The organism is Roseococcus microcysteis, from assembly GCF_014764365.1.
Classification (GTDB): Bacteria; Pseudomonadota; Alphaproteobacteria; order Acetobacterales; family Acetobacteraceae; genus Roseococcus; species Roseococcus microcysteis.
Genome location: NZ_CP061718.1, coordinates 3,818,944 through 3,831,481, shown reverse-complemented (window position 1 = coordinate 3,831,481; position 12,538 = coordinate 3,818,944). Strand labels below are relative to the sequence as shown.

Below are 12,538 nucleotides of genomic sequence, written 5' to 3'. Positions count from 1 at the left end.
CTATATCGCGATTGCGAATCGTTCGCAATATAGGGATGCGGGTGCCGGGGACGTTCGTTCATCGCAGGCTGAACCGGATGGGGGCGGCGAACATGGCTTCCTCCGCCGGCCAGCTGCCGGGCAAGGGTGGCAGGGGCGAGACGCGCGCGAGCAACGCCACGGCCTCGTTGTCGAAGGCGCCCACGCCGCTGCTGCGCAGGATGCGGACGCCGCGCACCGCGCCGTCGCGCGCCACGCTGAACTGGACGATCACCTCGCCCTCCAGCCCGCGCTCGCGCGCCAGCATGGGATAGCGCAGGTGGCGCCGCAGCGCGGCGGAGAGGCCGGCGCGGTAATGGTCCGGCAGCAGGGCGCCGGGGGCGGCGCGCGGCGTGGGGCTGGCGCCGCCCTGGGGGTTGGGGCTGCCGGGCGCGCCGAGCGCGGGGTCACCGGCGGGCGCGGCGGCCCTGGCCGGGCCGGTGGGTGCGGTCGCGGCGGCGGGGCGCGCGGGGGCCGGACGGGCCGCCGCCTGGCGCGGCGGCGCGGGGCGCGGCGTGGCGGCGACGGGCGGGGGCGTCGGGCGCGGGGCGGCGACCGGCGGCGGCGGTGGTGCGGGCGGGGGCGGCTCCGCGATGACCTCGGGCTCGGGGACCGGCTCGGGCGGCGGTGCCTCGGCCAGGGTGGGGGCGGGTTCGGGAATGGCCTCCGGCTCCGGGACGGGCTCGGGCGAGGGCAATTCGGCCACCACCGGCGGCGGCTCCGCGACGGGGGGTTCCTCGGCCAGGACCGGCGGCGAGGGGTCCATCACGGGGGCCGTCTCGGGCTGCATCTCGGCCAGCAGCGGGGCGTCATCCTCGGCCACGGGCGTGGCTTCGGCGGTCAGGGCGGTGCCACCCACCTGCCCACCCCCCTGCCCCATCTCGGCGAAGACCACCCCAAAGCCCGGCGGCGCACCGCCCAGCTTCGGCTGCGGCCACAGCGCCATCAGCACCGCGCCATGCAGCGCGAGCGCGAAGCCCCAGGCGGCGGGGTGGGTGGCGGGGGCGGCGTGCGCGGCCATCAGCGGGGCATCTCGGCCAGCAGGGAGACGCGGCTGAACCCCGCGCGCGACAGGGCGCCCAGCACCGTCATCGCCTCGCCGTAGGAAAGGCTGCGGTCGGCGCGCAGCAGCACGGGGCGGTCCGGCGCCTCGGCGGCGATCGGGGCCAGGGTGGAGACCACCTGACCCGTGCCCATCGCCTGTTCGCCCACGCGCACCACGCCATCGGCCGTCAGCGTCACCACCAGGGGCTCGCGCGGTTCCGCGAGGCGGGGCGCGTCGGTGCGCGGCAGGTTCACGGGCACGCCCGCCACCATCATGGGGGCCGCCACCATGAAGACGATCAGCAGCACGAGCATCACGTCCACGAAGGGCGTGACGTTGATCTCGGACAGCGGCGCGAGCGCGTCCTCCTCGGGGCCGCCGCCGGTGGGGGTCATGGCCACGGGGCTACTCCGCCGCCCGCGGCAGGCGCGCGGCGAGGCGCGCGATGCCGGCATTGGCGCGCGCCCGCGTCTCGGCGGCCAGCGCCGCGAGGCGGTTATAGGCCAGCACGGCGGGAATGGCGGCAAACAGGCCCAGCGCCGTGGCAAACAGCGCCTCCGCGATGCCGGGGGCGACGGTGGCGAGGCTGCTTTCGCCGCTGCGGGCGATGGCGGTGAAGGCGTTCATGATGCCCCAGACCGTGCCAAACAACCCGATGAAGGGACCGGCCGAGGCCACGCTGGCCAGCAGTGGCAGGCCCGATTGCGCGGGGCGCATGGTGTCCGCGAGCGCGAGACGCATGGCGTCGGCCAGGCGCGCGCGACGGTCGGCGGCGCTCTCGCCCGGCCATTCGGGGCTGGTGGCGGCGGCGCCCAGAATGGCGTCGGGCAGGCGCCCATAGGGAACGCGGCCCCCTCGGCCGCGTGGCGATCCAGCAGCGCGGCCTCATGCGCCAGGCGGCGCAGGCGCATCCAGCGGTCGATCGCCACGGCCCAGACGGCCAGCGACGCCACCAACAGCAGGATCATGACGGAACGCACCACCCAGTCGGCCATGAGGAAAAGGCCGAGCGGGCTCAGGTCATGCAGGTTGTCCGGGCTGGGCATATTGCAAACTAGTCGCAATTGCAGGACGCCCGCAAGGGGGTTGCGGCTGCGAGTCAGTTGCAAATTCGCCAGGAAGCGACCTACCCCGCCAGCGACCAGGCCAGGGCGAGAACCAGCACCGCCGCCAGCAGCCCGCCCCGCCGCCAGGGCAGCAGCGCGGCCTCCAGCGCGGCCAGCACCACACGCCCCCGCCTCGCGCCGGGAATGGCGAGGTGCGGTGCGGCGGGCTCCGGAATGCGGCGCAACGCGTGCACGGCCACGCCCGCGGCGGCGCCGAGCGGCACGATCAGGTCCCCCTCCGGCAGGGTGGGCACATGCGGGCGCAGCCACAGGAAGGGCGCGGCCAGCAAAGCGGCCAGCAGCAGCGGCCAGGTCGCGTCCCACAGTGAGGCGAGGCCCAGCGCATAGCCCGGGGTCAGGGTGGAGAAGCCCGCCAGCAGCAACCAGGGCAGCGCCAGCGCCACCAGGATCAGCCCCGCCCAGGGCGCCCAGAGCAGGGGTTCGGGCCGCGCCTCCTCCGCCTCGGCGCGGCCTTGCGCGGCGAGCCACAGCGCGCGCGCCAGCAGCAGCGCGGTGCCGGTGGCCGAGAGCGCCACCGCCCATTCCAGCCAGCCTGCGAACCCCGGCTTGATCGCGGCCTTGACCAGCGCGCCGCCCAGCAGCGGCGCCCCCGCGATGGACAGCGCAGGCAACGCCGCCAACGCCAGAACCCAGGGCAGCGCCCGCCGCCCCGTGGCCGCCAACACGCCCACGCCCAGGAACAGCGCCGCCTTGGCGAAGCCGTGATGGGCGGCGTAGAGCGCGGCCTCGGTGGTCGTCCCGACCCCCAGCGTGGCCAGCACCAGCCCCATCTGGCTGATGGTGGAATAGGCCAGCACCGCCTTGGCGTTGCGCTGCAACAGCCCGGCTAGTACGCCGCCATAGGCGCCGATCAGCCCCAGCAGGAGGAGGCCCGTGGCCCAGAACCCCGTATCCTCCGGCAGAAAGCGAATGAGCCCGATGATGCCCGCCTTCACGATCGCCCCCGACAGCGCGGCCGAGGCCGGTGTGGGTGCGGCCGGGTGCGCCAGCGGCAGCCACATGTGCAGCGGCACCATGCCCGCCTTCAGCCCGAAGCCCAGGATGAGGCAGGTGAGCGCCAGGGGCGCCTCGGACAGCGAAGCCGCGACCGCCGCGATGGACAGCGAATCCGCCGCCGCCACGCCCAGCAGCAGGCCCACCAGCAGCAACGCCTCGCCCAGCAGCGCCAGCACGAGATAGACCCGCCCGGCCGCCAGGGCCTTCGCGCTGCCGTCATGCACCACCAGCCAATAGGCCGCGAGCGAGACGGCCGCGAAGGCCACGTAGAAGGTGGCGACATCCGCCGCCAGCATCACGCCGAGATTGCCCGAGAGCGTCAGGCACCAGAAGCCGGCGAAGACGGCGGGCTTCCGGGGCTCGCGGAAATAGCCCAGCGCGAAGATGCCGGCGGCGAGCCAGATCAGCGCCACCATCCCCAGCAGCAGACGCCCCGGGGCGTCCAGCACCAATTCCGTCCCCAGCAGCAGCGCGGGGGCGGTGGAGCTGCCTTCCGGCCAAGCGATGGCCAGCAACAGCGCCGGCAATGGCGCCGCCGGCAGCACCCAGAGCGCGCGCATGCGCCAGGCCGGCCAGGCGGCGGCCAGCCCCAGCAGCAGCGGCCAGGCAAGCGCCACGAAGGGCAGCAGCGGCCCGATGACGAGGTTCATGGCAGATACCCCGCCGCGATCAGGCTGGCCCAGGCCAGCGGGCTGATGGCCGCCCCCGCGAACAGCCCGGCCGCCAGCGAGGCCGCCGCCGTCGCCACCGCGGGCACCAGCATGCCCGGGCTGCGCTCATCGGCCGCCGGCGCGTCCACCGACGCCACGCCGAACCAGATGCGGTAGAGCATGGGCAGGAAATAGCCCGCGTTCAGCAGCGCCGAGGCCGCCAGCACGCCCACCACCCAGGGCTCGCCCGCCTGCAGCCCGCCCAGGCCCAGGTAGAATTTCGACACGAAGCCCGCCACGGGCGGAATGCCGATCATCCCCATGGCGCCGATGGTGAAGCAGATGGAGGTCAGCGGCATGCGCCGGCCGATGCCGTCCAGCTGGTCGATGCGCGTGATCCCCGCGCGCTCGTCATAGAGGCCGGCGCAGAAGAACAGCGTGATCTTCATCAGCCCCTGATGCACCAGGTGCACCAGCCCGCCGATCACCGCATAGGGCCCGGCCAGCGCCGCACCCAGGACGATGTAGGACACCTGGCTGACGGTGGAGAAGGCGAGGCGCTTCTTCACCTCCGTCTGCTGCAGGGCGCGCAGCGAGCCCCAGAGGATGGTGAAGGCGGCCAGCAGCGCGAGCGGCAGGCCCACCCCCAGCTCCGCCGTCAGCGCGATGCCGTAGACGTCATAGATCAGCCGCACGATGCCGAAGGCGCCCGCCTTCACCACCGCCACCGCATGCAACAGCGCGCTGACGGGCGCCGGGGCGGCCATGGCCTCGGGCAGCCAGCCATGCAAGGGGAACAGCGCGGCCTTCACGCCCACCCCCAACGCGAAGAGGGCGAAAATGGCCATGAGGCTGGCATCGGAGAGCACGCGCAGGTCACCGGGCTCGGCGAAGATGACCGGGCCCGTCGCGCTCTCCAGCCAGATGATCGCGACCAGCAGCGCGGCACTCCCGGGCAGGGAATAGGCAAGGTAGAGCCGCCCCGCCTTCACCGATTTCGCATTCTCCTTGTGGACGACCAGCGGCCAGGTGGTCAGCGTCAGCAGCTCGAAGAAGATGAAGAAGGTGATGAGCGTGCCCGCGAGGGCGAGGCCCGTCGTCGCCGCCACACACAGGCTGAAGAAGCCGAAGAAGCGCGAGAGGTTCGGCCCTTCGCCCAGATAGGCGATGGCGTAGATGGTCGTCATCAGCCAAAGGAAGGCCGAGAGGCTGACGAAGAGCAGCGTCAGCGCATCCACGCGCAGCAGCAGATAGAGGCCGGGGGCGAGGTCCAGCCGCGCCTCATGGGTCACGCCATTCGCCACCTCCACCATGAGGAAGACGACGAGCAGGATCTTCACCGCCGCCCCGCCCAGGTTCAGCCAGGCACGGGCGCGCCAGGCGCGCTCGGGCAGCCAGAAGATCAGCAGGGCGGGCACCAGCGAGGTGGCCAGGATCAGGACGGGCAGCACCGCGGTCATGGCAGCAGCCCCTCCGCCGCGGCCCCCGGCCGCCCGATCTGGAGGAAGGCGAAGGGCCCGGCGGAGAACAGCCCCAGCAGCACGGCGGCCAGCGCCAGCAGCAGCGGCAGCACCTGCTCCCAGCGAGGCACGGGGGTGAGGCTGGCCGCGGCGCCCTCCTTGCTGAACATGAGATTCAGCGGCCGGAAGAGGTAGATCGCAGCCAGCAGCCCGCCCGCCACCAGCACCAGCCCCCAGCCCCATTGCCCCGAGGCGAAGGCGGAGGTCAGCAGGAGATACTTCGCCGTGAATCCGCCCGAGAGCGGCAGCCCCATCAGCGAGATGGCGGAAAGCCCGAAGGCGAAGCAGGCGATGGGCATGGCGCGCGCGAGGCCGCGCAGCCCCTCCAGCCGGTCATGCCCCACGGCGCGCAGGAACAGCCCGGCCGCGAGGAACATGGAGGCCTTGGCCAGCATATGGGCGAAGGCGTGGAAGCTGGCGGCCGTCCAGGCCCCGGCGGACCAGGGCTGCGCCGCCCCCGCGCCGCCCGCCAGCGGAAACACCAGGAACAGGTAGCCGAGCTGCGCCACCGTCGAATAGGCGATGATGAGCTTCAGCCGATCCTGCCCGATGGCCAGCAGCGAGCCATGAATCACCGCCACCGCCCCCAAGCCCCCCAGCACCGCGAGCAGCAGCGGCGAGGCCAGTTCCGGCGCCAGGTCGAACCACAGCCGCAGCAGGATGACGAAGGAGGCCTTGGGCACCAGCGCGGAGAGCATGGCGCTCGCCGGTGCAGGCGCCCCCGCATGGGCGGGCGGCAGCCAGGCGTGAAAGGGGAACAGCGCCGTCTTGATGGCGAGGCCCATGGTCATCAGCGCCAGCGCCGCCGCCATGGGCCAGCCGGGCTCGACTTGAGACAGGAGTCCGATATCGAGCGTGGCATGCGCCGCATAGGCCAGCGCCGCCCCCAGCAGGAACAGCACGGAGCCGAGCAGCGCGAAGACCATGTAGCGCAGCGCCGCCGTGACCGCGTCGGCCTTGCCCCCGATGGCCACCAGCGCAATGGCCGAGAGCGTGAGCAGTTCCAGCGCCACGAAGAGGTTGAACAGGTCGCGTGAAAGGAAGGCCGTGTTCAGCCCGGCGAAGAGCAGCAGCGCCAGCGGCCAGAAGGCGAAGCCCGCGCGGCTTTCCTGGCCCTGGTCCTCGAAGCTGGGCTGGGCGGCGACCAGCACCACCGCCATCACCATGGCGGAGACGACCAGGAAACCGGCCCCCAACCCATCGGCGCGCAGCACGATGCCGAGCGGCGCCTCCCACCCGCCCAGCGCGATGGTGATCGGACCCAGGGCCGCGACCTCGAAGGCCAGCCAGACGGAAAGCCCCAGCACCAGGAAACCCGTCGCCATGGCGAGGCCCGCGGCCTGGCGCGCGGCCGCCACCGCCAGCAGCGCGGCCAGCAGCGGCAGCGCCACGGGCAGGCTCAGCAGCAGGGTGGTCATGGGGGCCTGCCCTCATCCTCGGGCAGGGCGGCGCGGCGGGTGGCGCGGGCGAGCTGCACCAGCAGCGCGATCGCAAGCGCGGACCCCGCGAGCTTGACCACGATGCCCGTGATGATCAGCGCATGCGGCACCGCATCCGCGCCGAGGATGGGGCTGCGCCAGGCGGCCGCGCCGAACATCAGGAAGACCCCCGAGCCCAGCACGTTGAAGGAGAGCAGCCGCCGCAGCAGATGCGCATGCGCCAGGAAGCCATAGAGCCCGATGCCCACCAGCGCCGCACCCGCCAGCCCGAACAGGGTCGCCGACGGGATCATGCCGCGCGCTCCGGAGGGCCGAGCACGAGCAAGGCCAGCGCGCTGGCGATGGAGAGGGTGAGGCCCACCTCGATGGTCAGCACCAGCGCCGCCGCCCAGTCAGGCCGCAGGCCGAGGAAGCTGCCGCCCAAGGCACCCGCCATGCCCACCGCGAGGAACAGCACCGGCCCCGCCACCAGGGCGATGCGCAGCACGAGGCTCGTCACGCGCGGCGCCCGCGTCACGCCGGCCATGGCGGCCAGCAGCCAGACCGCCGCCAGCACCGTGCCACCCTGAAAGGCGCCGCCCGGCTGCTTGGTGCCCGCCCAGACCAGATAGACGCCCACCAGCAGCCCCAGCGGCGGCAGCAGCCGGCCGAAGCCCGCCAGCACGCCATCGGGCCGAACCCGCTGCACGAGGCCGGGCCGCCCGCCCCAGGCGGCATCGGGCGCCAGCGCCCAGACGCCCACCAGCACGGCCAGCAGCACGATGCTCTCCAGCAGCGTGTCGAAGGCGCGGAAGTTCAGCAGCACGGAGGTGACGGGATTGGTCGAACCCGAACCGGGCAGCGCGGCCGCCACCGGCACCTGCAGCCCGGGCGCATCCGGCAGGGAGAGGAAGGCCCAGCCCAGCATCACGGAAATGCCCGCGCAGGCCAGCGCCAGTGGGATGGCCGGGCGGCGCGGCGGCGCCCCGGCCCCCGCGCGGGTGAGATGCCCCACCGCGCCCAGCAGCAGCACGCCGGTCAGCCCCGCGCCGATGGCGGCCTCGGCCAACGCCACGTCGATCGCGTCCAGCCGCAGCCAGGCGATAGCCACGAAGACCCCATAGGCCACGAAGAACACCACGCCCGCGAAAAGCCCCCGCGCCCCCACGGCGGCGAGTGCGGCCGCGACCAGCAGCGCCACCAGCACCAGGTCGAGGGCGGTGGAGATCATGGCGCGTCCTCCTCGCCCGAGGCGCCGTCCTCCAGCGCCGAACGCGCGACCAACTGCGCCGCCGTGCCCGCCGCCAGGATGGCCAGCGCCCAGATGAGGGCGAGCTTGAGGATGTCCGCCACCCCCTCGGCCTGGAAGGCGAGGCCGAGCGCAATGAGGCCAAGGCCCAGATTGTCCGCCTTGGTCAGCGCGTGCAGGCGGCTGTGCGTGTCGGGAAAACGCAGCAGCCCGACCGAGCCCGCGAAGAAGCCGGCGACGCCCAGCAGGACCAGCACCCCGGTCAGGATGTCAGCGACCATCTTGCGGCTCCTCGGCCTCAGGGTCGCCCGCGCCCTCGGGGGTCCGCGCCTTGACGAAGGCCACGGCGGCGAAGGCGGCAAGCAGCGCCAGCACCAGTGCCGCGTCCAGCATGGCCCAGTGCCCGCCCGCCGCCGCCAGCAGCATCACCACCGCCACGCCGCCCGTGCCCACCAGCTGCGCGGCCATCATGCGGTCGGCCATGCTGGGGCCGCGCCAGACGCGCCAGAACCCCGCGGCGAGGCTGATCAGCACCAGCGCCGCCGCGGCGAGGAGGAGGTCGTTCATCGCGGGGGTGCCTCGGCGGGCGGAATGGCGCGGGCCAGCGCCGCCTCGTCATCGGCCACGGCGCGCAGGACAGGCTGGGAGGTGTCCAGGCAATGCACCAGCAACTGCCCCCGCCGCGTGCCCGCGACCAAGGTGCCCGGCATCAGGCTGAAGCCGCCGCCCAGCACGGCCCGCCCGCCACCTCCAAGACGACAAGGCGCCTCCACCCAACCGGGCTTCAGCGGCAGGCGCGGATGGAAGGCCCGCCGTGCCACATCCACGCCCCCCACCAGGGAGCGCCAGAGGAAGGGCGGCAGCATGAGGGCAAGGCGCCAGGCGCGCAGAGCGGAAACCGGCGGCAGCAGGCGCAGGCTGAGCCAGGTGGCCGCCCCCACGGCCAGAAGCCCGGGCAGCAGGGCCGCCGGGTCCGGCCCCACAAGGACGAACCACAGCAGGCCGAGGAGCAGGCCACGCCGGCCCGCGATCCAGGATGTGCGAAGCCCCTCCCGCATGAAGGGCAAATGGGGAGTTGGTTACAAGAAATCCAGGCCCGGCGGGCAGTTTGCGGGATGAGGAATGGTAGTGGTGGGCGGACTTGAACCGCCGACCCCGGCATTATGAGTGCCGTGCTCTAACCAGCTGAGCTACACCACCACGCGTGCGGCGCGGTTTAGGGCGCGGGCGCCGCGGGGTCAACTCCACTCCGGATAAACCCGCCCGCGATCACGCGCTCGCCGTCATACAGCACCGCCGCCTGGCCGGGGGCGGCGATGGCGGGGGCTTCGGGCGTCAGCGTCAGCGTGGCGCCATCCCACTCCGCGGTGACGGGCGCGGGCTGCTCACGGCCGCGCAGCTTCGCACGCGCCTGGAAGGGGCCGGCGGGCGGTTCGATCAGCCAGTTCACCTCGGCCACCCGCACCTGCGGCACCGGCACCTGACCGCGATGCGCCACCACCAGCCGCCGGCGCGGCGCATCAATGCGCGCCACGAAAAGGCGTTCGGGCGCCGAGACGCCCAACCCCCTGCCCTGCCCCACCGTGTAATGCGCCAGGCCCCGGTGCTGGCCCAGCACCCGGCCGTCCAGATCCACGATCTCGCCCGGCTCCAGCGCCTCGGGGCGAAGCTTGCCCACGATGTCGGCATGGCTGCCCTCGGGCACGAAGCAGATGTCCTGGCTGTCCGGCTTTTCCGCGACCGGCACGCCCAGGCGCGCGGCATGGGCGCGGACCTCGGCCTTGGAGGGCATGTGCCCCAGGGGAAACAGCACGCGGTCGAGCTGCGCCTGGGTGGTATGCGCCAGGAAATAGCTCTGGTCGCGCACGGGGTCGGCGGCGCGGTGCAGCTCCGCCCCGTACGGCCCGTCCAGGCGCTGCGCGTAATGGCCGGTGGCCAGCATGTCGCAGCCCAGATCCTCGGCCAGCTCGGTCAGATCCTGGAACTTCACGGTCTGGTTGCAGCGGATGCAGGGGATGGGCGTCTCGCCGCGCGCATAGGCGCCGGCGAAATCCTCGATCACGGCCTGGCGGAAGCGCTGCTCGCGGTCCAGCACATAGTGCGGGATGCCCAGGCGCTGCGCGACCTCGCGCGCGTCATGGATGTCCTGGCCGGCGCAGCAGGCGCCCTTCTTCTTCACCGCGGCGCCATGGTCGTAGAGCTGGAGCGTGGCGCCCACCACCTCATGCCCCTGCTCATGCAGGAGGGCGGCGACGACGGAGGAATCCACGCCGCCCGACATGGCGACAAGCACTCTCACCCCTTGGCCCTCATCCCGCGTCGAGCCCCTGCTGCCAGAAGCGCTGCTCGAGCCGCGCGGCCTCGGCGAAATCGGCGGCCAGCCGGGCGAAGCGGGCCTCGCCGCCATGACTCTCGCCAAGGGCATCAATGCGGGCGGCGGCGGCGCGGGCCATGGCCTGGTAGCCCTCATCCGCATAGGTGTCGATCCAGGACTGGTAGGCGTTGCCCTCCACCTTCCGGGCCGGGTCCGCCAGGATGCGCAGCGCCACCTCGCCATAGCCCACCGTGCAGGGGGCGAGGGCGATTTCCAGGTCCAGGATGTCGCCAGAGAGGCCCCGGTCCAGCACCCAGCGGGTGTAGCTGACGGTCTCGGTGGTCTCGGGCATCTTGACCACCTCGGCCTCGGACAAGCCCCATTCGGCGCAATACTTCAGGTGCAGCTTGGTCTCGTCCAGGATGGCCAGCACGGCGGCGGCCTTCTCGCGCATGGCCGAAAGGCTCTCGCCCTTGACCACCGCCAGCGCCTTGGCGCGCGCGAAATGGATGAGGAAGAGGTAGTCCTGGATGAGGTAATGCCGGAAGGACAGCAGCGGCAGCGTGCCGTCCGAGACGCGCTGGACAAAGGGGTGCCACGTATAGCCCGTCCAGTCCTTGCCGGCGGCGTCGCGCAGGCGGCGGAACAGCCCGCCCGGCGCGCCGAATTCCTGGTGGGCCTCGGTCATCTCAGCCGCCCGCGTTGCGGCTGCCGGAGGGCAGCTTCACCACCAGCCCGTCCAGCGCCTCGGTCATGATGATCTGGCAGCCCAGGCGGCTCGTTTCCTGCAGATCGAAGGCGAGGTCGAGCATGTCCTCCTCATCCTCGGTCGGCTTGTCGAGCTTGGTGAACCAGGACCCGTCCACGATGACGTGGCAGGTGGAGCAGGCGAGGCTGCCTTCGCAGGCGCCCTCGATGTCCACGCCATGGCGATGGGCGATTTCGAGCACGGACAGGCCCAGCGGGGCCTCGACCTCGCGTCGCGCACCGTCGCGCTCGATGAAGGTCATCTTGGGCATGGGTCGAGGCTACTCCGCGGCGGCTTCGTGTTGGGACAGGCTTTTCCAGGCCGCGCCGATCATCGCCGCCGCCTGTTGCATCTCTTGCGGCGAGGTAAAGCGCCCCAGCCCAATCCGCAAGGTGCGCGCCGCTTCCTCGGGCCCGATGCCCATGGCGGTCAGCACATGGGAGGGGCTGATCTCGGCCGAGGTGCAGGCCGAGCCGGTGGAGAGCATGAGGTCCGGCAGCGCGCCCAGCAGGGCGGCGGCGGTGACGCCGGGGAAGGTCAGGTTAAGGTTGCCGGCCACGCGCGGCGCGGCCTCCGCGTTCACGCGCAGGCCGGGGATGGCGGCGCGCAGCCCCTCCAGCAGGATGGCGCGCTGGCCCGCGATGCGCCCGGCGTCGAGCAGCCCTTCCCCACCCGCGATGCGCGCGGCCTCGCCCAGCCCCACCACCAGCGGCGCCGGCAGCGTGCCGGAGCGCAGCCCCCGCTCCTGCCCGCCCCCGCTGAACAGGGGGGCGAGGCGGACGCGGGGGCGCCGCCGCACGTAAAGCGCGCCGATGCCCTTGGGCCCGTAGATCTTGTGGCCGGAGAGGGAGAGCAGGTCCGCCCTCACCTCTTCCACATCCAGCGCGATGCGCCCGGCCGCCTGGGCGGCGTCGGTGTGGAACAGCGCGCCATGTTCCTTCACCAGCGCGCCAATTTCGGCGAGCGGCTGGATCACCCCCGTCTCATTGTTCACCGCCATGACGGAAACCAGCAGGGTGGGCACCGCCAGGGCCTCGCGCAGGGCGTCCAGCTCCAGCAAGCCGTCGGGTAGCACCGGCAGGATGACCGGCTCGAACCCCTCCGCCGCCAGGTCACGGACGGATTCCAGGACGCATTTGTGCTCGGTGGCGAGGGTGATGATGCGGCGCGGCCCAGCCGTGCCCGCCTGCCGGGCGGCACCCTTGATGGCCAGGTTGTTCGCCTCGGTCGCACCCGAGGTCAGGATGATCTCGCGCGGGTCCGCCCCCAGCAGTTCGGCGACCTGTTCGCGGGCCTCCTCCACCGCCGCCTCGGCGGCGCGGCCCATGGCGTGTTCGGCGCTGTGGGGGTTGGCGAAATTCTCCTCCCACCAGGGGCGCATGGCGGCCAGCACCCGGGGGTCCAGGGGGGTCGTCGCGTGGTGGTCGAGGTAGATGGGGCGGTTCGGGCGCAT

The 12,538-nt window shown here is 72.8% G+C and carries 15 protein-coding genes and 1 tRNA gene; all 16 read right to left on the bottom strand.

Translation table 11 applies throughout. The features are described from left to right. Nucleotides 1-58: 58 nt before the first annotated feature. The 16 genes from ICW72_RS18555 to ICW72_RS18480 all read right to left on the bottom strand — a co-directional run bounded on the left by ICW72_RS18555 (nucleotide 59) and on the right by ICW72_RS18480 (nucleotide 12,538). Entirely contained in the window at nucleotides 59-1,039 is a 981-nt protein-coding gene (locus ICW72_RS18555; RefSeq protein ID WP_191084021.1) for an energy transducer TonB, read from the bottom strand. After that, the gene (locus tag ICW72_RS18550) at nucleotides 1,039-1,458 is read right to left on the bottom strand and encodes an ExbD/TolR family protein (protein WP_191084020.1); all 420 of its coding nucleotides are present in this window, start codon (nucleotides 1,456-1,458) and stop codon (nucleotides 1,039-1,041) included. The genes ICW72_RS18555 and ICW72_RS18550 overlap by 1 nt, the downstream gene beginning before the upstream one ends. A 10-nt stretch (nucleotides 1,459-1,468) precedes the next feature. Further along, complete coding sequence (locus ICW72_RS18545; RefSeq protein WP_191084019.1) at nucleotides 1,469-1,804, bottom strand: MotA/TolQ/ExbB proton channel family protein; 336 nt, start codon at nucleotides 1,802-1,804, stop codon at nucleotides 1,469-1,471. 385 nt (nucleotides 1,805-2,189) lie between these two features. Further along, the gene (locus tag ICW72_RS18540) at nucleotides 2,190-3,836 is read right to left on the bottom strand and encodes a complex I subunit 5 family protein (RefSeq protein WP_191084018.1); all 1,647 of its coding nucleotides are present in this window, start codon (nucleotides 3,834-3,836) and stop codon (nucleotides 2,190-2,192) included. Continuing rightward, nucleotides 3,833-5,296, bottom strand: coding sequence for a complex I subunit 5 family protein (locus ICW72_RS18535; protein WP_191084017.1), 1,464 nt, complete (start codon nucleotides 5,294-5,296; stop codon nucleotides 3,833-3,835). The genes ICW72_RS18540 and ICW72_RS18535 overlap by 4 nt, the downstream gene beginning before the upstream one ends. Next, on the bottom strand, nucleotides 5,293-6,774 hold the full coding sequence (locus tag ICW72_RS18530; protein ID WP_191084016.1) for a complex I subunit 5 family protein: 1,482 nt from the start codon (nucleotides 6,772-6,774) through the stop codon (nucleotides 5,293-5,295). Before ICW72_RS18530 ends, ICW72_RS18535 begins: the two co-directional genes overlap by 4 nt. After that, nucleotides 6,771-7,088, bottom strand: a complete 318-nt coding sequence (locus ICW72_RS18525) for an NADH-quinone oxidoreductase subunit K (protein WP_191084015.1) — start codon at nucleotides 7,086-7,088, stop codon at nucleotides 6,771-6,773. The genes ICW72_RS18530 and ICW72_RS18525 overlap by 4 nt, the downstream gene beginning before the upstream one ends. Next, complete coding sequence (locus ICW72_RS18520; RefSeq protein WP_191084014.1) at nucleotides 7,085-8,005, bottom strand: hydrogenase subunit MbhD domain-containing protein; 921 nt, start codon at nucleotides 8,003-8,005, stop codon at nucleotides 7,085-7,087. Before ICW72_RS18520 ends, ICW72_RS18525 begins: the two co-directional genes overlap by 4 nt. Further along, nucleotides 8,002-8,304 (bottom strand): monovalent cation/H(+) antiporter subunit G, encoded by a 303-nt coding sequence (locus ICW72_RS18515; protein WP_191084013.1) that lies wholly within the window; start codon nucleotides 8,302-8,304, stop codon nucleotides 8,002-8,004. The genes ICW72_RS18520 and ICW72_RS18515 overlap by 4 nt, the downstream gene beginning before the upstream one ends. Further along, complete coding sequence (locus ICW72_RS18510) at nucleotides 8,294-8,590, bottom strand: monovalent cation/H+ antiporter complex subunit F (protein WP_191084012.1); 297 nt, start codon at nucleotides 8,588-8,590, stop codon at nucleotides 8,294-8,296. The genes ICW72_RS18515 and ICW72_RS18510 overlap by 11 nt, the downstream gene beginning before the upstream one ends. Next, the gene (locus ICW72_RS18505; protein ID WP_191084011.1) at nucleotides 8,587-9,081 is read right to left on the bottom strand and encodes a Na+/H+ antiporter subunit E; all 495 of its coding nucleotides are present in this window, start codon (nucleotides 9,079-9,081) and stop codon (nucleotides 8,587-8,589) included. Before ICW72_RS18505 ends, ICW72_RS18510 begins: the two co-directional genes overlap by 4 nt. Before the next feature lie 65 nt (nucleotides 9,082-9,146). Then, nucleotides 9,147-9,223: transfer RNA gene (locus tag ICW72_RS18500), tRNA-Met, on the bottom strand. A 16-nt stretch (nucleotides 9,224-9,239) separates the two neighbouring features. Next, nucleotides 9,240-10,322, bottom strand: coding sequence for a tRNA 2-thiouridine(34) synthase MnmA (mnmA, locus tag ICW72_RS18495; RefSeq protein WP_191084010.1), 1,083 nt, complete (start codon nucleotides 10,320-10,322; stop codon nucleotides 9,240-9,242). A gap of 10 nt (nucleotides 10,323-10,332) precedes the next feature. Beyond that, entirely contained in the window at nucleotides 10,333-11,025 is a 693-nt protein-coding gene (gene tenA, locus ICW72_RS18490) for a thiaminase II (protein WP_191084009.1), read from the bottom strand. Between the two features lies 1 nt (nucleotide 11,026). Further along, the gene (locus ICW72_RS18485) at nucleotides 11,027-11,356 is read right to left on the bottom strand and encodes a ferredoxin family 2Fe-2S iron-sulfur cluster binding protein (protein ID WP_191084008.1); all 330 of its coding nucleotides are present in this window, start codon (nucleotides 11,354-11,356) and stop codon (nucleotides 11,027-11,029) included. A gap of 9 nt (nucleotides 11,357-11,365) precedes the next feature. Continuing rightward, nucleotides 11,366-12,538, bottom strand: a complete 1,173-nt coding sequence (locus ICW72_RS18480; protein WP_191084007.1) for a cysteine desulfurase family protein — start codon at nucleotides 12,536-12,538, stop codon at nucleotides 11,366-11,368.